Here is a 26,223-nt window from a genome sequence, read left to right on the forward strand (position 1 = left end):
TCAACTCCTAGAAGAGACTTGCCTGGTTGCGAGGATCGTCTGCTGGGTCTGTAGGCGCGGATGCGACCGCGGCAGAAGCCTGTACGGTGCCGCGGTTCCGCTTGATGGCAGCCAGAGCTACCGCGACTGGATCTGAAGCGGGCAATTTGGCAGCTACCCAGTCAATGACGGCCCAGAGGTGAGCGTCTGTTGGGGAGAGGTCCGCATCGGCCACCACGGCTGCCACAGCGTCGGTGCCGGCACCCCACCGGGCAGCCATGCCGCGGATCACTTCATACATACTTGAAGCGGGCGTGACTTTGTTGGGTGCGTCGTGTCGGAGTCGGTACCCCGCTTTGGTCTCTGTGAGGATCGGGCCGCGCAGATCCTCAAGGCGCAGGTCATCGGACTGTGCAAAGAACCGAGCCTCGCCCTTGGGGACGTCTGCCCGTCCATAGAGCTCGTGCCAAAAGACGGCAAGACGCGTGTGAGGGTCGAAGGTCTCCAGAGGCAGTTCATCCAGCCGGAGCGCAACTGCGTCTCGCACGGCGCGACGCGCAAGAGTCATGTAGTACTCAAGAGGGACCTGGTCCCCGCTTGGAGTGATGACGCGTTCATATCGACCCACGATTGCGAGCGCCGCTCCGTATGAGGCCATGAGTTGGTCCTCAAGCGCGAGGCCATCAGTGTCCCAACCTCGGCAACGGGCCTTCACATCAGCGATCACATCTGCGTCCACCTGCGCGGCAATGCCAACCGGCCTATCTCTAGGCGCGACACGGGCGCCAATTGAAACGGTCACTGAGATCGTGGCCACACCGGTCACAGCGGTTTCCGTCCTAGACGGCCACGAGGACGTCACTACGAATCCCGCGTCGGTGAGAGCAGAGAGGAGCCTTTTCCAAGCCTCAGGATCCGAATGGCCGAAGATGACCGTGAGGTGGCCGTCAACTTTCAGCACACGGCGAGCTTCGGTGAAAGATCTCGCAAGCATCGCCTCGTAACGCTCTTCGCTGGAACGGTGATCTCCGGCGCCCTTTGCTCCACGCCCCTTGACAATGATTTCGTCAGCCTTGTCCTGTAGCCCATCTGGACCATCAGCAGATCCATCGAATAGACCTTGCATGGACTTCCCAAGAGCCCGTTTGAACCAAACGTAAAAGAGATCCGAGGAATCAGCGTAGGCGATCATGTCATAGTAAGGCGGGTCACACACGAGGGCGTCAACGGTTGCATCCCGATATGGAAGAGTCACGGCCGAGGCGCGACGAAATCGCCCTGGCCTGCCCGACGCATGCGTTTCGTCAAGGATTTTTCTAAGAGCATTCAGGAGGCTAACGGAGACTGAACGCCAGGTCCCAGGTCCTTCTCCGGGGCCCGCTTCGAGATAGTCAAATTGGTGCTTAACTACAGATTGGGATGAAAAGATGTGATCGACTTGAACGCGGTTCTGCCGGGCTCCGCTTGGTGCGCCATGCGCTAGGTTGCTGGCCCCACGAGTACTGCGCTTGATTTGCCGCACGATGTTGCTCGAAGCGTACCCTGCCAGAGCGGCCGCATATTCAGGAGAAACAACAATTGCCAGTTCGTCATGGATGTCACGGATTACCCGTGCGGTTGTGGCGAACAGAAACGATTGCCGTTTGTTCATCAACGAGCCATATGACAGATAGCCATATCCGCTCCCGCGCACGTTGTCCTTGTTCCCTTCGGGGATGAGCTCGTCAGGTACCGCGCTCAAGCCGTCAAAAGTCGCAAGGTCATGCGGGCTCACCTTTTCAGCTGCCTCGATTTCATCGAGACGGGGAACCCTGAAGATCTTTTGATTGGTTTCCGGGTCTGTTTCTGCCACTGCCAGCATGGCATCTTTGAATTGATTGGCGAACCCCTTCGCCTTAACGACATCAAGAGAATGCGGGTGGCCACAGTTGGGGAAAGGGCATCGAGCCGATTTACCCCGCTTACCGGGGGGTGCTGTGAAGGTTGCGTCTTGTGCGGGCGCGCCTGAATCAATTTCGACCCGCCAAACATCGCCCTTTGTGACCAGGCGCATAGACTGCCCGGTGTCTCCGGTGCGCATATAGGGGTGACGTAGCGTCATCGATCCAACGAGAGGAAAACGGCGATGACACCCGTCACACGGCATGGTTACAGCCCATAGGTAGGCCCATGGACGTTTTCCACTGCTCGCCGGCGGATAGAATGGCGCAACGAGTTCTTCTACTCGGCGTCCAACTTCGGTGAGCACAATGCGCACGTCATTCAAGAGTCGCGGTTCTTGCGTAGACGTTTTGGCGACGTCAAAGTCGAATGTTTCGGCGCTGCCTTCCGTCTCGTTTTGTTCTACCTCAAGAACAGGGATTGCGGCGAAAGGCAACGGGGCTTCATCCGACCAGTCGCGCAAGGGATAATCAGCCAGTAGCCGACCAGCCAAAGTCGCGACTGGGGACAGGTCGGTCCCTATGGCAGTTGCCCCGAACCTCGCCGCTTCAAGTGGAATAATTCCGCGGCCCGAGAACATGTCAAGCACGACCGGTGGCTTATTTGGGTATTGAGCCGCGATCCTTTCTCGCAACCGTGCCATCGCACCAGTATCGCTGCTAAGGACTGCCAGCTTTATGTCAGACCTGTTCCTGGGAGTATCGGGCAGGAGTGCGCAAATAACGGCGGCGCGAGCTTGAGCAATCGGCCGTGATGCGAACCACGTAAATAGTGCTTTTTCGCTCCGGCCTGACCCCGTTGGCGTTGCCACAGCCGCGTCAACTTCGGCGCAAGGGAACCAAGTGTCGATCATCCTGGCGGCAGCATCAAAGGCTGGCCCGATGGATATGCTCGGTATGCCTGGGCTGGGGCTTGCGGTAGTGCGCCCATCGGGACCATTTGTCACTGCTGTTCTCCAATTAGGCGAGTGAGTTCAGAGAGGGGAATTTGGAAACGTTCAACCCGTCGCGCTCTCCTCAGGGCGTCAGCAGGATCCTGCTGACGTAGCACGACTGTCGGCTGAGTTGCGCATGTGGTGACTACGTAGAGCCAATATGTGTCAGTTCTTTGTTGCGCCTGTGCCCACTCGTTTTGTTCAAGCCAGATAGACCGCAAGGAGCCTTGCTGCCCCTTCACCTCTACTAGTCGTTGTTCGCGCGTTGAGCGATGTCGGGCGTACAGGTCATAGCCCAAACCGCTGCTCTGGCGATCATCGACATCGAAACCGTGACGCTCCAGTTCGCTTACGACTGTTGCTATGGCAACCTTTTCGGCATCAGGGTCGTAGCCAAGCGTTTCGAGGCGAGCACCGCCGGTCACGCTGACCCAACCGACAAGCCGCACAGCACTGGCTGTTACTCCTGCGATATCTTCGAGGACTGCCTCCCGAGAGGCCTTCGAGGAAGCGAATTGGTCCAGCAATATCCGCCTTTCTTGTAGCGGGCGATCAGCTATGGACTCCTCGAATCGGTATTGCGTAGCATCCAGTTGTGAACGTGCCGCCTCTATCCATGATTCTCGCTCGTTTGTTAGAGCTAGTACCTGCTGTCGCAGTATTGACCGAGCAGCGTTGTGCGCATCATGACGTATTCCAGGGGGCAGAGAATTTGGGCCTGATGAGGCTGGATCATTCCGGTGGGGTGCGCGTAGCTTCATGAGGGAATCCCACGCTACGGGAACTGCTTGCCCAAGAGAGCACCGGATCAGAAGAGGCGCTTTCTGGATAGTTCTTGTTCGACCATCATGGACTTGAATGTCGGCATCGAACAGTGTCAGTACGTATGAGGTCAGGGATCCCTGATCTATAAGCGTAGTGCCCCGAACTAGATCGCTTTCGCCAGTCGCCAGAGCGTGTTTGACCAGCTCTTGAAATGGTTCTTCAGTCGGTCCAAGAACGACGACACCGTCAAGACCGGTTGCCCCGTCATTAATGGCCTGGCGCACTGAATCGCCTGCAGCCGCAATGTGCGCATGCCATGAGCCGCCGAGTGTTGGAGGCAGCGGTGCTTGAGTTGCTTCCACGGACCGTATGCCTTTTGCTGGGCCGGGTCCCACGGTCCAGCCCTCGCTTCGGGCAACTTGCTCCACCATTGCTTCGACGATGATGGGATTGATTGCCTCAAGGCGGTCCGCCGCAAATCTTTCCAAAGCTTCGGAGACGTTTGCCGGCGAAGCCAGAGTGCGCTCCTCGGCGACGAGTGCTTGTGCAGATGCGATCAGTGTGTTGGCGTCGGGTATGGTGACTTCGCGGCCAGCTTGCGCGTCGACCATAGCCTTTCCCCAGTCAAATCCTGCGCGATCGGCTGTAGCATCCAGTAGATCGTATATCTTCCCCTTCAGAGACCTACTGGCGTTTTCGAGGTTCGTGAGCATGACCTGTTGGACGCGGCCTTCTCGGGTATGAGGCGCTACCAAGTGGTACACGTACACAGGTTTGCTCTGGCCGATGCGATGAAGACGCCCCATCCGCTGCTCAAGTCGTACCATTGACCAAGGAAGATCCCAATCCACCATTACATTGGCAGATTGCAGATCGATCCCTTCTCCGCCGGCATCAGTGGAGATCAGTACTTGAAAATCTCCTGCCAGGAACCTCTCCTGGAGAGCATCGCGTTCTTTATGCTTGATGGAGCCGTCTAGAATTTCGGTACTGTATCCCGACTCTTCGAATCGTGTTCTCAGCCACCTTGCCGTGTCTGAGAATTCGCTGAAAACAAGTAACTGGCCTTTGCCGTCAGGCCCTATCTGGTGCCGCTCCATGACCCGCGTCAAATTTATCCACTTGGCAGAGGTGTCGATGGATTGGGCCTCGGATAACGTGTGGAGCAGAGCTTCAATGCGTGCAAGCTCAAGGGTCTTATTCTTGGTGCGCGCGGTTACCAAGGCGTTCTCTGCCTTGCTCCATGCCTCGTCGTCGTCTGCCGCGATACCGAGACCATTCGGCGTTATGAGATCTTCTGGAAGAACTGGCTGAGACCGTTGATGCCCAGCTTCTTTGAGGGATACCTGACGGCGACGTAATGTGGCTGAAACGGCGAAGAGGGATGATGCAGCGCGTTTGCCATATATGGATCTGGCAAGAGCGGCAGTGTCGCTGTAGAAGGTCTCCACATAGCTCATGACCGCGTCGTATGCTGTTGCCTCGTGCATGTTAAGGGTCACGGGTATGGTTTCTGAAAACCTGGGTTTGAATAGTTTGGTCCCGTCGTGGTCTACAAGGTCTTCTTTCATCCGACGGAGAAAGGAGAGTTTCGAGGGCACCAACGCGGTGTCGTAGTCAGTCTTGCGGGGGTCCCACGGATAAAGGGTGGGATCCAGCAAGTTCATCAGGCCGCGAAAATATTGCTCTTTCCCGCGATGGGGAGTCGCGGTCATGAGGAGCAGGTGGTGTGAGCATTCAGAGAGCTGACGCGCAGCAGCAAGAAACTGGCTTGTTGGAGTGAGCCTGTGGGCTTCATCAAAGATGACCAGGGACCAGGAGCTTCGCGTTCCGGCCATCTTCCGTCGTACTTCGGCATTATGCGTATATAGGTCTAGGGAGACGATCCATGTGTCAAATCGAGGATCCAGATCAGCGGGGTCGACGGCAACCGTCGTGGTGATGCGCTTGGCCCGTACTCCGAAGAGGCGTAGTAGGTCGCGCTCCCACTTGGTGACTAGGTGCGCTGGCACAATAATTGCTGTCCGTCCTTGAACTAACCCAATTCTTCGCCCCTCTGTCAAATACATGCCGGCCATGATTGTTTTTCCGGTACCAGGCTCGTCCCCCAGAAGGAAGCGAAGACGGGGTTGGTTCAACATGAAGCCGTGAACGGCCTCGTCCTGGTGAGCGAAGGGCTTGAGAGGGCGCGTTGCTAACACGGCTGAACGGATACGCGGCACGGCGTGCTGCATCCAGCGTCCCCAGAGGCCTGTAAGGGCGCGCTCTGGGTCCCCGCCGCGATCGTTGAGAGGAACCAGACTCGTGGCCAGCTGGTCACCTGTCAGGAGGATTCGCTGAGGCGCTCCGGCGGCGTCTACGACGAACAACTCAACAGTGCCGTCTCCTGCATGATCAGCGTCACGCACGGTGACGAGGGCGCCGTCCACACGCACCTGTGCGCCCTTTTCGGGCAGTTCAACCGCCATAGTCCCACCCCCATACTGCAGCCGGCGTAGCTCTGGCCCCGCAGGTATGTCACCGGGTGGTGCGACTTGCGAAGGTGCTTAGCCGTTGGCCCTCGACTGCCCCTACAGTCCCAACTTGGCTGGATCCAAGAGGATATGACGACACGCCACTGGATGTCATCGGCGCGGGGCGATCTATGTGCTTGCAATTTCAGACCGCATCTAAGACGTGGGTCAGCTGCACAGGTCGGCGGAGCGGGTTTGGCCGGTGGCCTGCCTGGTCTGGGGTCGAGCATGATCAGGGGGCCGTACGCTGGCCAGCAACTCGGGCAGGCTTTGGGCCTGACCGCAATTAGCACGAGTGGCCCCCTGGTCTTGCTTGACGCGGGACCCGGACCGGGGAGGTGGCTAAAGCCGTGGAGCCGACCGCCCCAGCCACGACGTACCCCTTATCTGGCATCAGGTTACTGATTGCCATGAGCGCGGCACGGGCGTCGGCCGGGCTGGAGCGGGGCGGAGACAGGAGCGCTGGGCCGGCCGGGGGCCGGGCCGCGCGCGGGGAGCGGAGCGAGCCGCCTTGATGAAGTAGGGAAAGTTCTATCGCGCTGGTGTCAGGTGCTTGCCGTCGTGGCTCCGCACGTGAGGGCCGGCCCCATCGAGGGCGTCCAGGAGCCGGATCGAGTAGACCTCGGCCATGTACTGCGTGACCTCGTCGGGCGTCAGCCACTCAACTGCCGTTGACTCGCTCGACGTTCGCTCGACTCCGCCCGCGGGCTTGCAGCGGAAGACCAGGGCGACGACGCCTCGGGTCGTGTTCTTGTAGACCCCGGTCAGCTCGTCCACCTCGACGTGAATGCCGGTCTCTTCCCAGACCTCGCGTCGTACGCCGGCCTCGGGCGTCTCGTCGAGTTCGAGCACGCCGCCGGGTAGTTCCCAGTGGCCGTTGTCCGCTCGGCGGATCGCCAGCAGTCGGCCGTCATCGCGGACCACTACTCCGGCTACGGACACGGAGTGCAGTGGCGTTGACTGGCCTTCCTGGGCGCTGTTACTCATGTACAGGAGCATAGGAGGAAGAGAAGGACTATGGGAACTGCAGCAGAAGAGGGGAGGGCCGTACCTCGGTACGTGCAGATCGCTGAAGACATCGTTCAGCAGATCAGGGGCGGAGTCCTCAAGCCCGGAGACATGGTGCCGAGCGAGTCGGAGCTGGTCGACCGTTACAACGTCTCGGGCGGCACGATCCGTAAGGCCATGGTCGAGGTGCGGGCCAGTGGGCTCGTGGAGACCCGCCACGGTAAGGGTTCGATCGTGAAGGACCGGCCGCCGGTGCGGCATCGTTCCTCGGATCGCTTCCGCCGTTCGCACCGCCAGGGCGGCAAGGCTGCTTACCTCGCCGAGTCGGCGCAGTCCGGCGCCACGGCTAAGGTCAGCGTGCTCTACATCGGGCCCATGGAGGCCCCGGAGGATGCGGCCGACCGCCTCGGAGTTGCGGCCGGTACTCAGGTCCTCGCTCGCCGACGGCTCTACTTCCGCAACGGCACCCCAGTCGAGACGGCTTCCTCGTACCTCCCGTGGGACGTCGTGAAGGACATCCCCGAGCTGTTCGCCGAGAACCCCGGCGGTGGCGGCATCTACGCCCGACTCGAAGACCACGGGCACGAGTTCGCCGAGTTTGTCGAGACGCTGCAAGCGCGGCCGGCCTCCAAGGCGGAGGCGTCCGAGCTGGCGCTGAGCCCCGGTGCGCCAGTGGTTCACCTGATTCGTGAGGCCCGTACGACCGAAGGTCGCGTGGTCGAGGTGTGCGACACCCTCATGGCCGCTGACCAGTTCGTTTTCGAATACCGGATCCCCGCCCGCGACTGACGCGCACTCAACTCCTTCCAGCCCGCCGTGACTTATCTGTCGCGGCGGGTTGACTCATGTATAGGAGTGATGCACTCTTCTTCATGTCACTCATGTACATGAGTGACGGAGTCCAGCATCTACATAGGAGTGATCCGCTGTGCGTCAGATCCCCGTCGACACCTCCACCGCCACCGTGATGGTCGCCAAGACCCCGCAGATCAAGATCAAGGACCGCCGGACCGGTGAGATCGCCCTGGACGTCGAGACCGGCGGCAAGTTGATGACCGTGGACGTGCTGTTCGCGGCCAACGACGAGGTGGAGGTCCTGTCCGTCACCGTCCCCGAGGCCGGCGTCTCCGAGGAACTGACCATGGGCACCCCGGTCGCGCTCACCGGCCTGATCGCCCGGCCGTGGGAGAACGAGTTCAACGGGCAGAAGCGGCACGGCATCGCCTTCCGTGCCGTCGCCGTCACCTCCCTGGTCGCCGGTGCGGCTGAGGCCAAGGCGGCCTGATCATGGGCGAGTTCATCGGCATCGTGCTCGTGGTGGTCGCCGTCGCCGCAGGTCTTCTGCGGTGGCGGCGCCCCGCCTGGTACTGGGTCTGCTTCGGCGCCGTACTCGCCTCGGTGCGGCTCCTGGTTCGCTACTCCTCCGTGATGGAGGCATGCGGGCTCACGGTCCCGCCCTCGCGCTGGCGCCTCGCACTCGCCCGGATGGCCAACCGACCCGTTCCGGAATCGCGTTCGCCGCGCATCCTCCGCCTGCGTCCCACCCGGACCGGCCTCGTCTTACGGCTCAAGCTCCGCCCCGGACAGGACGCCTTCGACTTCTCCGCCGCCACCGACCGACTGCGCCACTCCTTCGGGATGTACGGCGTCAGCTCCCGTGAACTACGCTCCGGTGTCGTCGAGTTGCGGATTACCGGCTACGACGTCCTTCAGCGGGTCCAGATGCCCGCCCCGAAGACCTCCGCGAGCACGTCACCGCTCCGCGTCCCGGTCGCCCTGCGCGAGGACGGAGCGATCCACTACCGCGACTACCGGGCCGTTCCGCACGGCCTGACCCTTGGCGCCACCGAGTCCGGCAAGTCCGTCTACCAGCGCAATCTCGTCTGCGGCCTCGCCCCGCTCGACGTCGCCCTGGTCGGCATCGACTGCAAACAGGGCGTCGAACTCTTCCCGCTCGCCCGGCGCTTCTCGGCGCTGGCTGACAACCCGGACACCGCGCTCGACCTCCTCGAAGCGCTCGTTGCCCACATGACCGACGTCTACCAACTCATACGCGCCGAACAGCGCATCAGCGTCGGCGTTCCGGATGCAGAGATCGCCGCCGACATCTGGGACCTAGCCGCCGACCTGCGCCCGACCCCGGTCGTCGTCCTGGTCGACGAGGTCGCCGAAATCGCCCTCTTCGCCAGCAAGGACGAGGAGAAGCGCCGCGATCGCATCATCACCGCCCTGGTCCGCCTCGCCCAGCTCGGCCGCGCGGCCGGCATCTATCTGGAGATCTGCGGGCAGCGTTTCGGCTCCGAACTCGGCAAGGGCATCACCATGCTCCGCGCCCAGCTCACCGGTCGCACCGCCCACCGCGTCAACGACGAGACCAGCGCCAACATGGCCTTCGGCGACGTCTCCCCGGACGCCGTGCTCGCCGCCATCCAGATCTCACCCGACACCCCCGGCATCGCCGTCGCCGGTGACTCGACCGGCGGCTGGGCCCGCATCCGCGCCCCGCACACCTCGCTGCGCGACGCCGTGAACCTCTGCAACGCTCACGCCGACCGCACCCCGGACCTGCCCGCGCTCGCCGCCTTCCGGCCCGCCGTCGCCGCGTTCTCTCCTGCCGCCGTGTCGCTCTCCAAGGTCGCCCCGGTCACGGCCTGACTCCCTCCGCTCCACGGTCGGCGCGACCGCACCGCGCCACGGCCCTACCCCGCCCATGCCGAAAACAGGAGGCCAACCCCCATGGACGCCAACGAGGACTTCGCTCGCACCGTCGCACTCCTCCGCGCACTGGATCTCTACGAGCGGCGTTACGAGGCCGACATGGCGTTCATCGCCATCGTCGCCCCCGCGCTCGCCCTGTCGCTCCCGATCGGGGTTCTGCCGCCTCTGCTGCGCGACGGCGACGACCCCACGGAGGACTGATCCATGGCGGCCCGCAGCGCGCTCCGCCCGGACGCCGTTCTCGTCCAGGCCGTCATCGCCGGAGGCCTCTCCTTCGCCCACCTCCACGACCTGGCTGCCGCTGCCGGACAAGACGGCTGGAAGGCATGGGCCTACCCGGTCAGCGTCGACCTGCTCCTGGTCGCCGCCTGGCGCCGACTCAGGGCCGACCGCCGTTCCCGGCTCGCCTGGTGCTGGTTCGCCGTCGCGCTGTTCGCCTCGCTCGGCGCCAACGTCGCCACCGCAGGACTGCTCGACATCCAGCACCCGCCCGCCTGGCTCCGGATCGGAGTCGCCGGTTGGCCCGCGATCGCCTTCCTCGGCGGCACGCTCCTCGCCCACACCACCGTCCCGACACCCACCGCGCCGGTCCCGCCGGCCGCCCCAGAGTGCGCATCGGAGATCCAGGAGCCGACCCCCGCGCCCCCGGACGCTGTCGAGCCCCTGGCCCGCGAAGAAGCCCCGGCCCTCCCGGCCGCCACCGAACCCGCAACCCTGACCACCCCCGCCGTTCCAGCCGCTCTCGTCGCCCACGCTCGCAAGCTCGCCGACGACCACCAGACCCGTACCGGCACCGCGATCGACCCCGACACCCTGCGTGCCCGACTCGGCGTCCCGCCCCAACTGGCCGACGCCGTCGCCGCCCAACTCACCTGACCTGAAGGGAGAACCACCGTGCCCGCTCACGACCACTTCCACTCGGTGATGCAGATCGGCCCGGTCCAGATCGGCACCTACCGCGACCGCCGCGGCCACACCAAGCACGCCGCCGTGTGCACCGCCGACCGCTGCGGCTGGTCCTCGGACTACTCCAGCCGGTCCGCCGCTCAGCTCGCCGCCCGCACCCACCGCTGCAAGGTCCGCTGAGGAGACACCCATGGACGTCCCGCTCTGGTTCTTCGTCACCTGCGTCGGCCTGGTCGGCATCAAGCTCATCCGCCCGCCCTGGTGGCTCGTCGCGCTCCTGCTCCTCGGCGGCTACCTCCTCGCCGACAGCCTCTTGGCCCCGGTCATCAACACCGCCGTCAAGTGACCACCCACCGAAGGGAGAACGCCCCGATGCTGCTCCGCCCCAAGGTCCCGACCATGCCCGCCCCGACCGGCCACATCGCACCGCCCGCCGTCATCGAACCGGCCACCATCATCACGCAGCCCGCCGCCGCGGCGCCCACGCCGACCGTCGTGCCGGCCTCGACCCGCCCCACGATTCAGCTCACGTCCGGCGGCCTGATCACCCTCGTCGTCGGCGGCACGACCGTCGTCCTGGTCCTGGGCGCCGTCCTCGTCTCACTGCTCCTGGCGGTCGCCATCACCGCCGGATCGACCGCCATCACCGCGCTCGTCATCCGCTCGCTCATGAACAGCGACACCAAGCGCCGCTGACCGGCCCCCGGGCGGCCTGATACCGCCAAGCATCCACCGCCCGGGCGCCGTGCCCCCACCGATCCGAGAACCGGAAGGAAGCACCAGCATGGCCCACCGGACCCGCCCTCCGCACACGAGGGCGCCCGCGCCTGACGCACTGCTCGACCCGACCACCCTCGGCGACCTGCTGAGGGTTGCTTCGGCCTCCGACTTCGACCGCTGGCAGGACCAGATCACCCGCACCGGCGGCTGCTCCGACCCCATCCACCTCACCGGCTGGACCCTCACCAAGGACAAGACCACCGGCGAGACCCTGCACCACTACTCCACCGAGACCGAACCCGGCGGACGCCTCCGCCTCGCCTGCGGCAACCGCCGCGCCTCCCGCTGCCCCTCCTGCGCCTGGACCTACGCGGGCGACACCTACCACCTCATCCGAGCGGGCCTCGCCGGGGACGACCACCGAGACGTCCCCTCCACGGTTCGCGACCACCCCCGCGTCTTCGCCACCCTCACCGCCCCGTCCTTCGGCCCGGTCCACAACCGCCCCGACCGCGGCGCTTGCCGCTGCGGCACCCGCCACGCCCCGGACGCCTCCGCCCTCGGCGCGGCCCTCGACCCAACCACGTACGACTACGCGGCCGCCGTCCTCTTCAACAACCACGCAGGCGACCTGTGGATGCGCTTCACGACCCGTCTCCGCCGCGAAATCGCTGCCCGCGCCGGCCTCTCCCAACGAGAGCTGAAGGAGACGGCCCGTCTCTCGTACGGCAAGGTCGCCGAGTTCCAGAAGCGCGGCGCCCTGCACTTCCACGCAGTGATCCGCATCGATGGCCCGGAAGGACCTGAGACCCCGCCGCCGTCCTGGGCCACGGTCACGCTCCTCACCGATGCAATCCACGCTGCCGCAGCCCACAGCTACACGTCCGTGTCCGTCCCGGCCTCCGCCGGTCAACCGGCCCGCACCTTCCGTTGGGGTACCCAACTCGACGTACGCCCCGTCAAGGCCTTCGACGACGGCTCCGACGTCACCGAACAGGCCGTGGCCTCCTACGTCGCCAAATACGCCACCAAGGCCGCCGAGAACACCGGCACCCTCGACCGCCGCATCGGCGAACTCTCCGAACTCGACCGCCACCAGGTCCCCGACCACGCCCGCCGCCTGATCGAAGCCTGCAAGACCCTCGACCCGCTCTACCCGGATCGCCGTATCTGGGCCTGGGCTCACATGCTCGGATTCCGCGGCCACTTCTCCTCGAAGTCCCGCCGCTACTCGACCACCCTCGGCGAACTCCGGCAGGCCCGAGCCGACTTCCGCGCCGTCCAAGAACGCGAAGCCCTCGGCACGCCCACCTTCGAGCCGGACACCGTCCTCGTCCTTGCCGACTGGCAATACGCCGGCCACGGCCACACCCCCGGCGAATCCGCCCTCGCCGCCACCATCGCCCACGATCTCCAACTCAACCGCGAGACCGCCCGCGAAGCGCTCCGCAGTGAAGGGAGCGACAGGTGACCACGGCAGTCCGCACACGCAACATGCTCACCCTCGCCGAGGTCTGCGCCGAGCTGTGCATCTCGCGCTCGACCTTCTACGACTGGCGTGCCAAGCGACGCGCCCCGCGCTGCATCAAGCTCCCGAACGGAGACCTCAGGATTCGGCGGAGCGATCTCGATCTCTGGCTCGACGACCGTGAGGATGCCGCCTGATGGAGACGACCTACGACGTCAAGGTGTACAAGATCCTCACGTACAAGGGCGCCCGCAAGACCACGTACACCGTGCGATGGATGGTCGCCGGCAAGGCCTGGCGCGAGCCGTTCGGCACGGTCGCACTTGCCGAGGGGTTCCGCTCCGAGTTGATCCAAGCGACCAGCAAGGGGGAGGGGTTCGTCATCGCGACGGGGCTCCCCGTGTCGCACCGCTCCAAGGCGGCCTCCATGAGCTGGTACACGTTCGCCGTTCAGTACGTGGATGCGCGGTGGGCCCAACTCGGCGGCAACAGCCGGAAGAACACGGCCAAGACGCTTACGGCCATCACGATCGCTCTGCTGCGCGCTCGGCCTGCCCAGTTCGATCCCGTCGCCGTGCGGACGGCTCTGCGTGAGTGGGCCTTTAACGTGAACCGCCGGCCGAACGCCCCGCGCGACGTCGTGGCCATCCTTCGATGGGTCGAGCGGAATTCCCTCCCCGTCTCGTCCTGGGAGGACCCCGAGAAGGTCGACGACGTCCTTCAGGCCATCGACACGCGCCTCGACGGCAAGCAGGCCGCGGCCTGGTCCCGCAAGCGCCACCGCCGAATCCTCAACGTCGTCATGAAGTACGCGATCCGGCGTCGCATCCTGCGGACCAACCCCCTCCCCAAGGGCAAGGAAGCAACAACCACCACCAAGACCACGAACGCCGTGGACAAGCGCTGCCTGATCAATCCTGCGCAGGCTGCCGCGCTTCTCGACTGGGTCCGGCAGCGGCCCCGGGGCGGAAAGCGGCTGCACGCGTTCTTCGCCGCCCTGTACTACTGCGGGCCGCGTCCGGAAGAGGCAGTGGCCATTCGCGTAGCTGACGTCAAGCTGCCCGACGACGACGCTGACGACCAGTGGTGCGAACTCCTGATCCACACGGCGACTCCGGAGGTCGGCAAGCAGTGGACGGACACAGGAGAGATCCACGAGGAGCGCGACCTCAAAGGCCGCGCCGAAGGGGAGACCCGAACCGTGCCGGGACACCCCGCCCTGACCCGCATCCTCCGGCAGCACATCGAGGACGAGGAGCTGAAGCCCAGCGATCTCCTCTTCCAGGGGGAGAAGAGTGGCATCCTCGCCGGATCCGTCATCCGCCGCGCCTGGCGTAGTGCTCGCAAGGCCGTGCTGCCCGCGCACGTTTTCGAGTCACCCATGGGCAAGCGCGTCTACGACCTCCGACACACCCGCCTGACCAAGTGGCTCAACGACGGGATCCCGCCCGCTCAGGTGGCCGACTGAGCGGGCAACAGCGTCCCCGTGCTGCTCGCGATCTACGCCCGGTGCGTCGACGGCCAGTTGCCGGACCTGAAGCGGCGACTCGAAGCGGCGGGGGATCTCGAAGACCTGCCTGCCTTCGACTGACGGACTGAACGGCCCGACTGACCCGCGGCGAAAACTTCGACACGTATTCGACAGAGCCACCCGCAGAAACCCGGTTCCAGCCGGACAGCCCCGGACTCACCCCATGATCGGCAGGGGAGTGGCCGGGGCTTCTGTGTGCGCACCTACAGGCCCTCTGAACAGCAGAAAGGCCCCACCGAAGTGGGGCCAATGAGAGGCGCCCCCGGCAGGACTCGAACCTGCGGCCAAGCGCTTAGAAGGCGCCTGCTCTATCCACTGAGCTACGGGGGCCGGTGTGTGGCCGGTGGCTCGGCCGGATGGATGTGGGGGTGATCCATGACCTTGCCGGGGACAAGGATAGGGCTCCCGAGTCCCAGTCCTTGCTGCTTCGCCTCCGTGACTCGATGTGGAGGTTCAGTGAAGCGATCCTGATAATCGCAGGTAGGTACGAATCCTGCATCGCTTTTGGCGACTCCAGCCACGGGTGTTGTGCACTCGTTATGCCTGCGCCCCCTGTTTTCCCTTCCGTCCCGCTGTGTGCTTCCTGTGACGTATCACGCGCCTTATGTGGTGGTGTCCGAGGCTCCGGAGGGGGTTCGGCGAAGCTTCGGCGGGGGCCCGGCGGTGCCTCCAAGGGGTTTCGGCTGGGCCTCCTGGTCTGTTCTGGCGTGTTATCGGCGCGCAGGTGCGCTCATATGCTTCAGAAAGGCGTCAAAATTGGGCATTCTTCGCATGTGGTGACCTTGGACGTACGGCCTCAGCTGCTCGACGCACTTACCGCGCTGCGCGACCGTGTCGCCGCCGCGCGCTTCCCGCTCCCCCTCGCGGGGGCACCACGCGCGCGTGCCAACAGAAACGAGTTGCTCGCACAGCTCGACGACTACTTGGTGCCCCGCTTGCGCGCCCCTGAAGCGCCCTTGCTCGCCGTGATCGGTGGATCGACCGGGGCCGGCAAGTCCACTCTGGTGAATTCACTCGTAGGGCGTGTGGTGAGCGAGGCCGGAGTGCTGCGGCCGACGACGCGGACGCCCGTGCTCGTCTGCCATCCGGACGACCACCACTGGTTCTCCGGGATGCGGGTACTGCCCGACCTCACGCGCGTGTGGGTGCCCCGGCAGGCCGACGACGAGGCCGTGGACGAGGACGACGACGCGCTCGACCCCGTACTGGAGGACGGGGAACAGGTACTCAGGGTCGAGACCGCGGGCACGCTGCCGCAGGGGCTCGCTCTCCTCGATGCGCCCGACGTCGACTCCCTGGTCGACGAGAACCGGCTGCTCGCGGCCCGGCTCGTCAGCGCCGCCGACGTTTGGATCATGGTCACCACCGCGTCCCGGTACGCCGACGCCGTGCCGTGGCACCTGCTGCGCACCGCCAAGGAGTACGACGCCAGCCTGGTGACCGTGCTCGACCGCGTACCGCATCAGGTGGTCGCCGAGGTCTCGCGGCAGTACGGGGCCCTGCTCACCAAGGCCGGGCTCGGCGACGTACCGCGGTTCACCGTGCCCGAACTGCCCGAGTCCACCGGGAACGGCGGACTGCTGCCCGCCACCGCCGTGGCGCCCCTGCGGGCCTGGCTCACCCACCGCGCCCAGGACCCGGACGCACGGGCCATCGCCGTCACCCGTACGGCGCGCGGCGTGCTCGACTCGCTCAAGGCCCGCATGCCGGAACTGGCCGCCGCCGTCGCCGCCCAGCACTCGGCCGCCGTACGGCTCACCACCGCGGTCGAGGAGGCGTACGAGAACGAGCACGCGCGCGTACGCAGCAGATTGCAGCGGGGCGGCGTGCTCGCCGGTGACGCCCTCAAGCGGTGGCGGAGCTATCCGCTGGACTGCTCGGCCGGAGAACTCCTCGACGCGCTCGTGGAGAGTCTCAGCGCTCTTCTTTTGTGCGCCGTAAGCGCTGCCGACCAGCGCGTCGACGAGGCGTGGCGGCGCGAACCGGGTGGTGGCGCACCCGAACTGGCCGGCCGGGACCCTGAACTGGAGAGCGCCGAGCACCGCATCGGGATGGCCGTACGACGGTGGCGTCGGGTCCTCGAGGAGTACGCCGAGGACGAGGTGCGGGCCGTCGGCGACCTCCAGGGCGTAGCGCCACCGGAGCCCGAGGTCGTCGCCGCGCTGGTCGCCACCGCGCTGCTCGGCGGCCGACGGGCCAGGGCCGCGGGCGAGAACCTCGCCGAGCGCATCGGCGCACAGGGCGCCCTGAAGCTGCGCGACCGAGGTGGGCGGCTGCTCGGCGAGTACCTGGACACCGTGCTCGGCGCGGAGCGCGAACGCCGGCTCACGCCGCTCGACGGGCTCGGCGTCACCCCGGAATCCCAGGCCGAACTGATCGCGGCCCTTTCGCTGCTGCAGAAGGAGAGGTGAGGGCGGTGACCGCCGTCACGGATCACGACACCGAGTACGCCGATCAGCCCCGGAACGGGGAGCCCCTCGCCGCCGACTCGCCCCCCAAGGCGGGCGCCTGGGACGACGGGCTCATCGCCCGGCGGGCCGCGGGACAGGCGGGCGACCTTCTGGAGACCGCCCCGCCGACCGGCACGGGAACGGGAACGGGAACGCACGACGACGGGCAACTGAAGGACCGTCTCGACGCGCTCCGCGAACTCGTCGGCCTGTCCAGGACGCGTCTGGAAGGCCCGACCCTCGCCGAGGCGGGACGGGTGCTCGACGAGGCCGCCGCCCGGCGCAGGCTCTCCGCGCGGCACACCGTCGTGGCGGTGGCCGGGGCCACGGGGAGCGGGAAATCGACGCTGTTCAACGCTCTCGCGGGTGTGCCGCTGTCCGACACCGGACTGCGCCGGCCGACCACCTCCGCGCCGATCGCCTGCAGTTGGACCGACGGCGCGGCGGGCCTGCTCGACCGGCTCGGCATCCCCGGGCGCTCGCGGCGCAGGCCACTACAGGGGCAGCACAGCGACACGCCCCTCGACGGGCTCGTGCTCATCGACCTGCCCGACCACGACTCCGCCGCGCCCGCGCACCGCGAGCAGGTCGACCGGGTGCTCGCCCTCGTGGACGCCGTGGTCTGGGTCGTCGACCCCGAGAAGTACGCCGACGCGATGCTGCACGAGCGCTACCTGCGGCCCATGGCCGGGCACGCCGAGGTGATGTTCGTCGTCCTCAACCAGGTCGACCGGCTGCCGGGCGACGCCGCCGAACAGGTCCTCGACGACCTGCGGCGCCTCCTCGACGAGGACGGCATCGCGCTCGGCGAGCACGGCGAACCCGGCGCCACCGTGCTGCCGCTGTCCGCGCTGACCGGGGACGGCGTCGGTGAACTGCGCGAGGCTCTGGACCAGTTCGTCGGCGAGAGGCGCGCCGCCGCGCAGCGGATCGGCGCCGACGTGGACGCGGCGGCCCAGCGACTGCGGCCGGTGTACACGGCCGGGCGGCAGATCGGGCTCAGTGAGGCCGCCCGCGAGGAGTTCGCCGACCGGCTCGCCGAGGCGGTCGGCGCGGCAGCGGCCGGACAGGCCGCCGAACGCGCCTGGGCACGTGGCGCCAACAAGGCCTGCGGCACACCGTGGCTCAGGCTCTGGCGGTGGTACGAGGCCCAGCGCGCCGCCACCGCGAACGGCACGCAGGCCGCCGCGCCGCCCGCCGACGAAGAGGCCACGGCGCGCCAGCGCGTCGAGCACGCGGTACGGGCCGTCGGCGACGCGGCGGCGACCGGACTGCCCACCGCCTGGGGACAGGCCGTACGGGAGGCGGCCACGCGCGGCGCCGAGGGACTGCCCCAGGCGCTCGACGAACTGGCCGTCGCGGCGGGCACGCCGGACACGGGGGCGCGGCAGCCTGTGGCGGTGCCCGGGGCCGGTGCGCGCCCGCCGCGTCCGGGGTGGTGGCCGGTGGCGGTGCTCGCCCAGGTCTCCATGACGGTCCTTCAGGTGCTGGGCGGGTTGTGGCTGTTGGGGCAGATCGTCGGGGTCGTGTCGCCCAATCTCGGGGTGCCCGTGCTGATGATGCTGACCGGCATCGTGGGCGGGCCGTGCGTGGAGTGGGCGTGCCGGCTCGCGGCCAAGGGCCCTGCGCGGCGGTACGGGCAGGACGCCGAGCGTCGGTTGCGGGACGCCGCGGGGGCCTGCGGCCGGGCGCGGGTGCTCGACCCCGTCGCGGCGGAGCTGCTGCGGTACCGGGAGGTGCGGGAGCAGTACGTACGGGTGACGGGGATTTCCACAACCGGCCGGTAGGACACAGGCGGCAGCGGGAGATCGGCGGCGGGGGCAGTCTGGGGATCGCGGTTCGGGAAGGGCCCGGACCGCCGCGGTCAGGCGATTGCCCTGGCTGACAGGGCTGACAGGGCTGGCAGGGCTGACAGAGCTGACGTGGCTGGTAGGGCTGACGTCGGTGGCCTGGGGCGATCTTCAGACGATCAGGGGAGGGCGTACGCCATGAACGAGACGCTGCTGACAGTGGTGGGGAATGTCGCGACGACTCCGGTCTACCGGGAGTTGCCGACGGGGCCGGTGTCCCGGTTCCGGCTCGCTGTGACCCCGCGCCGCTTCGACCGGGTGCGCAATGAATGGGTGGACGGGCACACCAACTTCTTCACGGTGTGGGCCAACGGCCCGCTCGGCGCCAATGTGCAGGGCTCGATCACCATCGGTGAACCCGTCATCGTGCAGGGCCGGTTGAAGGTGCGTGACGAGGAGCGCGGAGGGCAGCACTGGACGTCGGCGGACATCCAGGCGAGCACGATCGGGCACGACCTCTCGCGCGGCACGTCGGCGTTCCGACGGGCGACGCGGAAGGCGGCGGGCGCGGAGGGCGAGCATCAGGCGCAACAGGCGCTGGACGAACCGTCGTTCGAGATCGAGCCGCAGCCGGTGGGGTGAAGCCCGTGACACGAGAAACGAAGACGCGAGCAACGAAGGCGCGAGTAACGAGGGCGCGAGCAACGAAAACGGGAGCAACGAAAGCGAGAGCGGCGACACCGGGAGCAACGAAACCCGGAAGGGCGAAAAGAGGCGTCGGTGATGTGCCGATAAGCCCACTTCGCACATGGTTTCGGCGATAACGATTCCGAGTCGGATCGTCGACCGGGCTGCACCTCCAACGAACCGTCACAGCCGACGTCCTTAGGATGCGGGCGGAGTTCCTGGGCTCGAAGACGCGTCCGAGAACTTCGGAGGCTCCCGAATTTGGAGAGGCTCAAGAGCCGGCCGGGTCGCTCAGGGTCGCTCAGGTCGGCATTGATTCTGGCGGCGGGACATCACCCCCCAAGCTTCAACGCGTCCCGCCTGAAGGGGAATTACGTGTATTCAGTGTTCACGCGGGCCGCGCGGTACGGGCGGTCCACCGTCCGGATCGCCGCGGCGGCCCTGGTGTCGGGGCTCGTGATGGCCGGCGCGATATCCGGCGCGGGCCCGGCCCGAGCGGTCGACGGCGCCCCGGAGCAGAGCGGGGCGAGCGCCGTCATCAGCGGCATGGACACGCACGGGACGGCCGTGGTGCACCAGGACGGGAAGGACGAGCGAGTCTCGGCGGGCCTGTTCCGGATGACCGTCGACGGGGGCGGCATGCTCCAGACGTACTGCGTCGACATCCACAACCCGACACAGACGGACGCCCGCTACCAGGAAACCTCCTGGAACAGCACTTCACTGGGCGGCAACAAGGACGCGGGCAAGATCCGCTGGATCCTGCAGAACTCGTACCCGCAGGTCAACGATCTCGCCGCGCTGGCCCGCAAGGCCCAGACGAAGACCCTCACCGAGCAGGACGCCGCGGCCGGCACCCAGGTGGCCATCTGGCGCTACTCGGACCAGGCCGACGTCGAGGCCGTCAGCCCCGCCGCCGAGAAGCTCGCCGACTATCTGCAGCGCAGCGCGCTGAACCTCACCGAGCCGAGAGCGTCGCTGACTCTGACGCCGCAGGCGGTCTCCGGGCACCAGGGCGAGCGGGTCGGCCCGGTCACGGTGCGCACCGATGCCGGCAGCGTCGGCGTGACGCCGCCTGCCGCGGCCGCCGCGGAAGGGGTGCGGATCGTCGACAAGAACGGCGAGCCGGTCACGTCCGCGGTCGACGGCAGCCGCCTGTACTTCGACATACCCGAGGACGCCGACGCGGGTTCGGCCGCGCTGACCGTACAGGCCTCCACGACGGTGCCGGTCGGCCGCGCCTTCACCTCCGACACCCACAGCCAGACACAGATCCTCGCGGGCTCAAGCGAGTCCACGGTCTCCGCGAGCGCCACGGCGACCTGGGCCCGGCAGGGCGCTGTCCCGGCCCTCTCGGCGCAGAAGAACTGCGTCAAGGGCGGCGTCGACATCACCGTGGCCAACAAGGGGGACGAGCCGTTCACCTTCGAGCTGATGGGGGAGCGGTACACGGTCCGGGCCGAGGCGACGCGGACGGTGACGATACCGCTGCAGGAGGACCAGGCCTACGACTTCACGATCAAGGGCCCGCACGGCTTCGAGAAGCGCCTGCGCGGCATCCTCGACTGCCGCACGGCCTCCGCGGCCAACGCCGACGACAACAGCCTGCGCACCCAGACCACGATTCAGCCCAGCCCCGCCTCGGTCGGCGGCACCGGCACCTCCGGCACGGACCTGGCGGAGACCGGCGCGTCGAACGCGACGCCGGTGATCGCCGGCACGGCCATCGTGCTGGTCCTGGTCGGCGGCGCCGCACTGGTCCTCGTACGCAAGAAGAAGACTCCGGCGGAGGGGGCGTCCGAGTCCGGGGAGGAGTGAGCGCAGGATCGGACACCGGGAGGGTGACGACGGCGAGCTGATCCCGGCCGTCCTCACCTTCCGCCCCGAGCAGCTGGGGGAGCCGGCACTGGGGGGAGAGCTGGCTAGGGGAACGGTTCGCCGATGTTCTCGACGGTGCCCTCGTCCCGCTGCTGAATCGGGGACTACGCCGCACCCAGCAGCGGGGCGAGGGGGTCCTGGGTGAGCCGGGTCGGTGCGGCCAAAGCCTCGTCGTAGGCCGGGCGCGGAAAGACGTAGGGGCCCAAAGGAAGTTCGCCCCACTCCGGGCGATCGGGCTGGTGGAAGCCGGACCAGACGACCTCCGTCGCCGTGGCGCGGACCGTAGCGAGCAGGGCCCAGCAAGCGGGGATGCCGCAGGGACAGACCAGGAGGCACAGGGCACCGGTGGCGTCGTTGCGGAGATGCGGTGGAGCGTCGCCCAGGAAATGAGCCCGGGCCCGGGCGCCGTCGGCGTCGTCGTCCAGGTACAGCGGCGCGTGCTGGTTCAGCAGGAACTCCTCTCGCTCCTGCGGGGTGTCGTCGTCCTCGTCGAGCTCGCGATCCCAGAGTGCGCGCGTTGCCTCCGCGACCAGAACGCGGAGGTCGGTGCCGTCGATCCGGATACCCCAGAACGTGAGGTGCGGGTGATCGGGGTGAGGGTGGCGCAGGAACTCCACCCGGTGCATGACGGCCGGCTGACTCATGCGCCTTATCCTGCGGCGCCCGCCCACTGGGCTCCAGCGAGTATCGAAAGTCCGTGCCGATGCCGATGCCGCTGTCGGGGGGGCTAGGGGACGCGTATTCGTCTGTAGCCGAGGACGTCCGATGCCGCCGCGCGGAGGACTTTGACCGCCTGGTACGACAAATGCTCGCGCTCGGCGGCGAGTTCGAGGTCCGCGACTTTGCGGGATGTGTCGCCCGCGTGGGCGTCACGGACCATTCGGCGCATGACCTCGGCCAGGCTGTCGGCCGCGTGCACCGCACGGTAGAGCGCCTGCACCACCGACTGCGGGCCTTCGAGGATGACGAATTCGGCAGAACGGTGAACGTTGCGGGCCTGGGCGTGGAAGCGCTCCATGTTCGCGTCGATTTCCCGCAGGTCCGGATGGTCTGCCCGCAGTGCGTCGCGTACCGCGTCCAGGGCGATATCGCGGTCGTACAGCGCGGCCAGGTAGTTCGCGTATGCGTCCCGGCGGTGTTGCCGTTGCCATTGGGCGAACTGGGAGCGGGCAGCCACGCGCCCGGTGAGCATCGCGGAGCCCAGGGTGGCGAGTGAGCCCACGGCGGCGCCCAGGAGTGCAGTCAGACCAGCGTCCATGGGCCAATTCTGCCGAGTACGAGGACTCTGGTGTTCGGAGCCCTACCTCAGAGGGACGGCGCTGCCCGGCCCGCGCCTCGGAGTCGTGCGCAGCACGGAGCGGCGTTGTCAGTGGCCGACTGTACGGTCCGCCCATGATCGAAAGACCTACGACAAGTTGGCGCAAGGACGTGGAGAGGGAACAGCGCGAGCTGGCCGCCGGCAGCCTGAATGTCGAGTGCGCTTACGCGGCTGAACTGTTTCCCGAGCGCCTGATCATCGCCACCGACAGCGTCCTGGACGCGTTCGAGGCAGATGTCTCCGCGCTCCAAGGCGCACCGGACCAAAGCGTGTTCGATGTCGTTCAGCGTGTTGTCCTGGCCCTGAACGCCATCAACGACGAGCACGACGGTGCCGCTTACGAGACGGACGAGCGTGAGCGGCTGTGCGACTACATCGACCAGGCCCTCACCGAGCGGGGAATCGACGTCCCAGCGCTGACGGCGCGACACGGATTGGGGCGCCACGAAATAACGGATCGGTGGCGCGACTGGTAGCGGCACGCTCTCCTGGCGGCATCGGCGGCATCGGCGGCATCGGCGGCATCGGCGATTGCGGTTGAGCACGCCGCTGCCCCCGTCACCGTCAGGCTCGGCCGGAGTGCCATCAGTGACCCCGGGCCGTCTCCGGGCCGTGCGAGGTTCGCGTGGCCGCCGATCAGCGACCGACAGTGACGGCCCAGCTACTGGCATCCACGGAGAACCCGCAGTTCAGAGCCGTCCCCCGATACGGGTTTCCGCCCAGCAGTAGCCATGCGGCAAGATGGGGTGTATCTGCCCTCGCGCGGTGGAGCCGTGCACGCGGGCCCCTTGACGCGACCACACTTCGACTGCCGGACGGTTTCTCTTGGCTGAGTTCATCTACACCATGCGCAAGGCGCGCAAGGCGCACGGCGACAAGGTGATCCTCGACGACGTCACCCTGAGCATGTACCCCGGCGCGAAGATCGGCGTCGTCGGTCCGAACGGTGCCGGTAAGTCGACCGTCCTGAAGATCATGGCGGGCATCGAGCAGCCGTCGAACGGTGACGCGTTCATCAGCCCGGGATACAGCGTCGGCATCCTCATGCAGGAGCCGGTGCTCGACGAGTCCAAGACCGTTCTGGAGAACGTTCAGGACGGCGCCGCCGAGATCATGGGCAAGCTCAAGCGGTTCAACGAGGTCGCCGAGCTCATGGCCACCGACTACAGCGACGAGCTGATGGAGGAGATGGGCAAGCTCCAGGAAGACCTCGACCACGGCAACGCGTGGGACCTCGACGGTCAGCTGGAGCAGGCCATGGACGCCCTGGGCTGCCCGCCCGGCGACTGGCCCGTCACCAACCTCTCCGGTGGTGAGAAGCGCCGCGTCGCGCTCTGCAAGCTCCTCATCGAGGCGCCCGACCTGCTGCTCCTCGACGAGCCCACCAACCACCTCGACGCCGAGTCCGTGAACTGGCTGGAGCAGCACCTGGCCCAGTACAAGGGCACCGTCGTGGCCATCACCCACGACCGGTACTTCCTCGACAACGTCGCGCAGTGGATCCTCGAGCTCGACCGCGGCCGCGCCATTCCTTACGAGGGCAACTACTCCACGTACCTGGAGAAGAAGTCCGAGCGCCTCAAGGTCGAGGGCAAGAAGGACGAGAAGCGGCAGAAGCGGCTCAAGGAAGAGCTCGAGTGGGTGCGGTCCAACGCCAAGGGGCGGCAGACCAAGTCCAAGTCGCGTCTCGCGCGCTACGAGGAGATGGCGGCCGAGGCCGACAAGATGCGGAAGCTGGACTTCGAGGAGATCCAGATCCCGCCGGGCCCGCGTCTGGGCAGCATCGTCGTCGAGGTCGAGCACCTCAGCAAGGCCTTCGGGGAGAAGGTGCTCATCGACGACCTCAGCTTTACGCTGCCGCGTAACGGGATCGTCGGTGTCATCGGGCCGAACGGTGCCGGTAAGACCACCCTCTTCAAGATGATCCAGGGGCTTGAGACGCCGGACTCCGGTGCGATCAAGGTCGGCGAGACCGTCAAGATCTCGTACGTCGATCAGAACCGGTCCAACATCGATCCGAAGAAGACGTTGTGGGCGGTCGTCTCCGACGAACTCGACTACATCAATGTCGGGCAGGTCGAGATGCCGTCGCGGGCGTACGTGTCGGCCTTCGGCTTCAAGGGGCCCGACCAGCAGAAGCCGGCCGGCGTGCTCTCCGGCGGTGAGCGCAACCGCCTCAACCTCGCGCTCACCCTCAAGCAGGGCGGCAACCTGCTGCTCCTCGACGAACCGACCAACGACCTCGACGTCGAGACGCTGAGCTCCCTCGAGAACGCGCTTCTCGAGTTCCCGGGTTGCGCTGTGGTCGTGTCCCACGACCGGTGGTTCCTCGACCGGGTCGCCACCCACATCCTCGCCTACGAGGGTGACTCCAAGTGGTTCTGGTTCGAGGGCAACTTCGACTCGTACGAGAAGAACAAGATCGAGCGTCTCGGCGCCGACGCGGCCCGCCCGCACCGCGCCACCTACAAGAAGCTGACCCGCGGCTGATGGCACGCCACGTATACGCCTGCCCCCTGCGCTGGGCGGACATGGACGCGTACGGCCACGTCAACAACGTGGTCTTTCTTCGGTACCTCGAAGAAGCTCGCATCGACTTCCTGTTCCGCCCGGACAAGGATTTCCAGCAGGGGTCTGTCGTGGCACGCCATGAGATCGACTACAAGCGGCAGTTGGTCCACCGGCACGCGCCGGTGGCCATCGAGATGTGGGTGACCCGGATACGGGCCGCCTCGTTCACGCTCGCCTACGAGGTCAAGGACGAGGACGTGGTGTACGTGCGCGCCTCGACGGTCATCGTGCCCTTCGACTTCGAGGCGCAGCGGCCCCGGCGGATCACCGCCGAGGAGAAGGAGTTCCTCCAGGAGTACCGGGACGACAGCGACCCGGAGGCGCTCGCCGCATGAGCAGCGTGCCCGTGCTGTATTTCGCCGATGCCGGGGAGGCGGCGGACCTCGCCGCCTTCCTCGGCCGGCTGCTGCACTACGACAAGGCGGCAGCCGTCCGGTTGCAGGCGCAGTCCGGTGGACAGGCGCTCGCGGTGTTCGGGCGGCCGCCGTCGTTCGAGGTGCTGGCCATCCGTGCGGCCCGGCTGCTCAAGCCGTACGAGAACGGGATCGAGGACGCCCTCGACGTCACCGTGTCCGCCGGGGAACTGCTCGACGCCATCGACGAGAGCGCGGTGACGGCCACGGTTCCGAGCGCCGTCACCGGGCCGCCCTGGGCCGGCGTGCTGCCCCCGCGAAGCGGCTGGCAGCGGGTCGACGGGTTTCCCGCCGCCGACGAACTGCGCGGGCTCGTGAAGACCGCCGTGGGTGAATTCCGCGGCCGGGTCGAGGAGTTGGCGCCCGAGGCACGGACACGGGCCGCGCTCGACCGTATCGGGCGGGACATCTGGTCGCGGGAGATCGTCCTGGGCGACGGCACCGGAGTGCCGGTGCGCGTCGCGCACGCCGCCGTCTCCCTCGGGTTTCTGCGCGGGGCCTCGGTGGATCTGCTCGCCGCCGGGGCGTGGCTGCGGCTGCGCACCGCCTACGGGTCCGTGGCGGTCCGGCGGGGCGACGCCACGGTGGGGCTCGGCGGGCTCGGCGTCACGCCTGCCTGACGTCCTCCGCGGT

General features: G+C 66.8%; 24 protein-coding genes and 1 tRNA gene. 19 read left to right on the forward strand and 6 right to left on the reverse strand.

Features of this window, described 5'->3' with window-relative positions; genetic code table 11:
* Positions 1-7 precede the first annotated feature (7 nt).
* From ACFVDP_RS38100 to ACFVDP_RS38110, 3 genes are all read right to left on the reverse strand, one after another.
* The gene (locus ACFVDP_RS38100) at positions 8-2,509 is read right to left on the reverse strand and encodes a hypothetical protein (protein WP_383500373.1); all 2,502 of its coding nucleotides are present in this window, start codon (positions 2,507-2,509) and stop codon (positions 8-10) included.
* Positions 2,510-2,862: 353 nt separating this feature from the next.
* Complete coding sequence (locus ACFVDP_RS38105) at positions 2,863-6,087, reverse strand: helicase-related protein (protein ID WP_383500376.1); 3,225 nt, start codon at positions 6,085-6,087, stop codon at positions 2,863-2,865.
* Between the two features lie 576 nt (positions 6,088-6,663).
* Positions 6,664-7,131 (reverse strand): NUDIX hydrolase, encoded by a 468-nt coding sequence (locus tag ACFVDP_RS38110; RefSeq protein WP_383500379.1) that lies wholly within the window; start codon positions 7,129-7,131, stop codon positions 6,664-6,666.
* An 18-nt stretch (positions 7,132-7,149) separates the two neighbouring features.
* On the opposite strand from ACFVDP_RS38110, the gene ACFVDP_RS38115 reads away from it, so the two are divergent.
* The 11 genes from ACFVDP_RS38115 (at position 7,150) to ACFVDP_RS38165 (ending at position 14,420) form a co-directional block, all read left to right on the forward strand.
* The gene (locus ACFVDP_RS38115) at positions 7,150-7,929 is read left to right on the forward strand and encodes a GntR family transcriptional regulator (protein WP_383500382.1); all 780 of its coding nucleotides are present in this window, start codon (positions 7,150-7,152) and stop codon (positions 7,927-7,929) included.
* A gap of 139 nt (positions 7,930-8,068) precedes the next feature.
* Positions 8,069-8,425: a hypothetical protein gene (locus ACFVDP_RS38120; protein ID WP_383500385.1), complete on the forward strand. Its 357-nt coding sequence runs from the start codon at positions 8,069-8,071 to the stop codon at positions 8,423-8,425.
* A 2-nt stretch (positions 8,426-8,427) separates the two neighbouring features.
* The gene (locus ACFVDP_RS38125; protein WP_383500388.1) at positions 8,428-9,795 is read left to right on the forward strand and encodes an FtsK/SpoIIIE domain-containing protein; all 1,368 of its coding nucleotides are present in this window, start codon (positions 8,428-8,430) and stop codon (positions 9,793-9,795) included.
* An 81-nt stretch (positions 9,796-9,876) separates the two neighbouring features.
* Complete coding sequence (locus ACFVDP_RS38130; protein ID WP_383500391.1) at positions 9,877-10,059, forward strand: hypothetical protein; 183 nt, start codon at positions 9,877-9,879, stop codon at positions 10,057-10,059.
* A 3-nt stretch (positions 10,060-10,062) separates the two neighbouring features.
* Positions 10,063-10,734, forward strand: coding sequence for a DUF2637 domain-containing protein (locus ACFVDP_RS38135; RefSeq protein ID WP_383500394.1), 672 nt, complete (start codon positions 10,063-10,065; stop codon positions 10,732-10,734).
* 18 nt (positions 10,735-10,752) lie between these two features.
* Entirely contained in the window at positions 10,753-10,944 is a 192-nt protein-coding gene (locus ACFVDP_RS38140) for a mobile element transfer protein (RefSeq protein WP_383500397.1), read from the forward strand.
* 10 nt (positions 10,945-10,954) lie between these two features.
* A complete protein-coding gene (locus ACFVDP_RS38145) occupies positions 10,955-11,110 on the forward strand; it encodes a hypothetical protein (protein WP_383500400.1) in 156 nt (51 codons plus the stop codon).
* Between the two features lie 29 nt (positions 11,111-11,139).
* On the forward strand, positions 11,140-11,460 hold the full coding sequence (locus tag ACFVDP_RS38150) for a SpdD-like protein (RefSeq protein WP_383500466.1): 321 nt from the start codon (positions 11,140-11,142) through the stop codon (positions 11,458-11,460).
* An 88-nt stretch (positions 11,461-11,548) separates the two neighbouring features.
* Complete coding sequence (gene repSA / locus ACFVDP_RS38155; RefSeq protein WP_383500403.1) at positions 11,549-12,955, forward strand: replication initiator protein RepSA; 1,407 nt, start codon at positions 11,549-11,551, stop codon at positions 12,953-12,955.
* Positions 12,952-13,149 carry an AlpA family transcriptional regulator gene (locus tag ACFVDP_RS38160; protein ID WP_111664652.1) on the forward strand — a complete coding sequence of 66 codons (198 nt, stop codon included), beginning with the start codon at positions 12,952-12,954 and terminating at the stop codon, positions 13,147-13,149. The genes repSA and ACFVDP_RS38160 overlap by 4 nt, the downstream gene beginning before the upstream one ends.
* Positions 13,149-14,420 carry a tyrosine-type recombinase/integrase gene (locus ACFVDP_RS38165; RefSeq protein WP_383500407.1) on the forward strand — a complete coding sequence of 424 codons (1,272 nt, stop codon included), beginning with the start codon at positions 13,149-13,151 and terminating at the stop codon, positions 14,418-14,420. The genes ACFVDP_RS38160 and ACFVDP_RS38165 overlap by 1 nt, the downstream gene beginning before the upstream one ends.
* 320 nt (positions 14,421-14,740) lie before the next feature.
* On the opposite strand, the gene ACFVDP_RS38170 is transcribed toward ACFVDP_RS38165, so the two are convergent.
* A tRNA-Arg gene (locus tag ACFVDP_RS38170) sits at positions 14,741-14,813 on the reverse strand.
* A gap of 443 nt (positions 14,814-15,256) precedes the next feature.
* Between ACFVDP_RS38170 and ACFVDP_RS38175 the strand changes: the two genes are divergently transcribed.
* From ACFVDP_RS38175 to ACFVDP_RS38190, 4 genes are all read left to right on the forward strand, one after another.
* Entirely contained in the window at positions 15,257-16,894 is a 1,638-nt protein-coding gene (locus ACFVDP_RS38175; protein ID WP_383500409.1) for a dynamin family protein, read from the forward strand.
* Positions 16,843-18,720: a GTP-binding protein gene (locus ACFVDP_RS38180; RefSeq protein WP_383500469.1), complete on the forward strand. Its 1,878-nt coding sequence runs from the start codon at positions 16,843-16,845 to the stop codon at positions 18,718-18,720. The genes ACFVDP_RS38175 and ACFVDP_RS38180 overlap by 52 nt, the downstream gene beginning before the upstream one ends.
* 201 nt (positions 18,721-18,921) lie before the next feature.
* Entirely contained in the window at positions 18,922-19,365 is a 444-nt protein-coding gene (locus tag ACFVDP_RS38185; protein ID WP_383500412.1) for a single-stranded DNA-binding protein, read from the forward strand.
* Positions 19,366-19,785: 420 nt separating this feature from the next.
* Positions 19,786-21,228, forward strand: coding sequence for a Cys-Gln thioester bond-forming surface protein (locus ACFVDP_RS38190; protein WP_383500415.1), 1,443 nt, complete (start codon positions 19,786-19,788; stop codon positions 21,226-21,228).
* A 164-nt stretch (positions 21,229-21,392) separates the two neighbouring features.
* On the opposite strand, the gene ACFVDP_RS38195 is transcribed toward ACFVDP_RS38190, so the two are convergent.
* Both ACFVDP_RS38195 and ACFVDP_RS38200 read right to left on the reverse strand, forming a co-directional pair.
* The gene (locus tag ACFVDP_RS38195; protein ID WP_383500418.1) at positions 21,393-21,932 is read right to left on the reverse strand and encodes a hypothetical protein; all 540 of its coding nucleotides are present in this window, start codon (positions 21,930-21,932) and stop codon (positions 21,393-21,395) included.
* 83 nt (positions 21,933-22,015) lie between these two features.
* The gene (locus ACFVDP_RS38200; RefSeq protein WP_383500421.1) at positions 22,016-22,546 is read right to left on the reverse strand and encodes a proline dehydrogenase; all 531 of its coding nucleotides are present in this window, start codon (positions 22,544-22,546) and stop codon (positions 22,016-22,018) included.
* 134 nt (positions 22,547-22,680) lie between these two features.
* Between ACFVDP_RS38200 and ACFVDP_RS38205 the strand changes: the two genes are divergently transcribed.
* From ACFVDP_RS38205 to ACFVDP_RS38220, 4 genes are all read left to right on the forward strand, one after another.
* On the forward strand, positions 22,681-23,082 hold the full coding sequence (locus tag ACFVDP_RS38205; RefSeq protein WP_383500423.1) for a hypothetical protein: 402 nt from the start codon (positions 22,681-22,683) through the stop codon (positions 23,080-23,082).
* 349 nt (positions 23,083-23,431) lie between these two features.
* Positions 23,432-25,096 carry an energy-dependent translational throttle protein EttA gene (gene ettA, locus ACFVDP_RS38210; RefSeq protein ID WP_383500427.1) on the forward strand — a complete coding sequence of 555 codons (1,665 nt, stop codon included), beginning with the start codon at positions 23,432-23,434 and terminating at the stop codon, positions 25,094-25,096.
* Positions 25,096-25,512 (forward strand): acyl-CoA thioesterase, encoded by a 417-nt coding sequence (locus ACFVDP_RS38215; protein ID WP_383500429.1) that lies wholly within the window; start codon positions 25,096-25,098, stop codon positions 25,510-25,512. The genes ettA and ACFVDP_RS38215 overlap by 1 nt, the downstream gene beginning before the upstream one ends.
* Before the next feature lie 5 nt (positions 25,513-25,517).
* Positions 25,518-26,210, forward strand: coding sequence for a hypothetical protein (locus ACFVDP_RS38220; RefSeq protein WP_383500472.1), 693 nt, complete (start codon positions 25,518-25,520; stop codon positions 26,208-26,210).
* Positions 26,211-26,223: the final 13 nt, after the last annotated feature.

Source organism: Streptomyces sp. NPDC057694 (assembly GCF_042799415.1).
Taxonomy (GTDB): domain Bacteria; phylum Actinomycetota; class Actinomycetes; order Streptomycetales; family Streptomycetaceae; genus Streptomyces.

Coding starts and splice junctions, on each gene's coding strand:
- ACFVDP_RS38105 (WP_383500376.1), bottom strand. CDS start 6,087: ATGGCGGTTGAACTGCCCGAAAAGGGCGCACAGGTGCGTGTGGACGGC.
- ACFVDP_RS38110 (WP_383500379.1), bottom strand. CDS start 7,131: ATGCTCCTGTACATGAGTAACAGCGCCCAGGAAGGCCAGTCAACGCCA.
- ACFVDP_RS38115 (WP_383500382.1), top strand. CDS start 7,150: ATGGGAACTGCAGCAGAAGAGGGGAGGGCCGTACCTCGGTACGTGCAG.
- ACFVDP_RS38125 (WP_383500388.1), top strand. CDS start 8,428: ATGGGCGAGTTCATCGGCATCGTGCTCGTGGTGGTCGCCGTCGCCGCA.
- ACFVDP_RS38130 (WP_383500391.1), top strand. CDS start 9,877: ATGGACGCCAACGAGGACTTCGCTCGCACCGTCGCACTCCTCCGCGCA.
- ACFVDP_RS38135 (WP_383500394.1), top strand. CDS start 10,063: ATGGCGGCCCGCAGCGCGCTCCGCCCGGACGCCGTTCTCGTCCAGGCC.
- ACFVDP_RS38145 (WP_383500400.1), top strand. CDS start 10,955: ATGGACGTCCCGCTCTGGTTCTTCGTCACCTGCGTCGGCCTGGTCGGC.
- repSA (WP_383500403.1), top strand. CDS start 11,549: ATGGCCCACCGGACCCGCCCTCCGCACACGAGGGCGCCCGCGCCTGAC.
- ACFVDP_RS38165 (WP_383500407.1), top strand. CDS start 13,149: ATGGAGACGACCTACGACGTCAAGGTGTACAAGATCCTCACGTACAAG.
- ACFVDP_RS38185 (WP_383500412.1), top strand. CDS start 18,922: ATGAACGAGACGCTGCTGACAGTGGTGGGGAATGTCGCGACGACTCCG.
- ACFVDP_RS38195 (WP_383500418.1), bottom strand. CDS start 21,932: ATGAGTCAGCCGGCCGTCATGCACCGGGTGGAGTTCCTGCGCCACCCT.
- ACFVDP_RS38200 (WP_383500421.1), bottom strand. CDS start 22,546: ATGGACGCTGGTCTGACTGCACTCCTGGGCGCCGCCGTGGGCTCACTC.
- ACFVDP_RS38205 (WP_383500423.1), top strand. CDS start 22,681: ATGATCGAAAGACCTACGACAAGTTGGCGCAAGGACGTGGAGAGGGAA.
- ACFVDP_RS38215 (WP_383500429.1), top strand. CDS start 25,096: ATGGCACGCCACGTATACGCCTGCCCCCTGCGCTGGGCGGACATGGAC.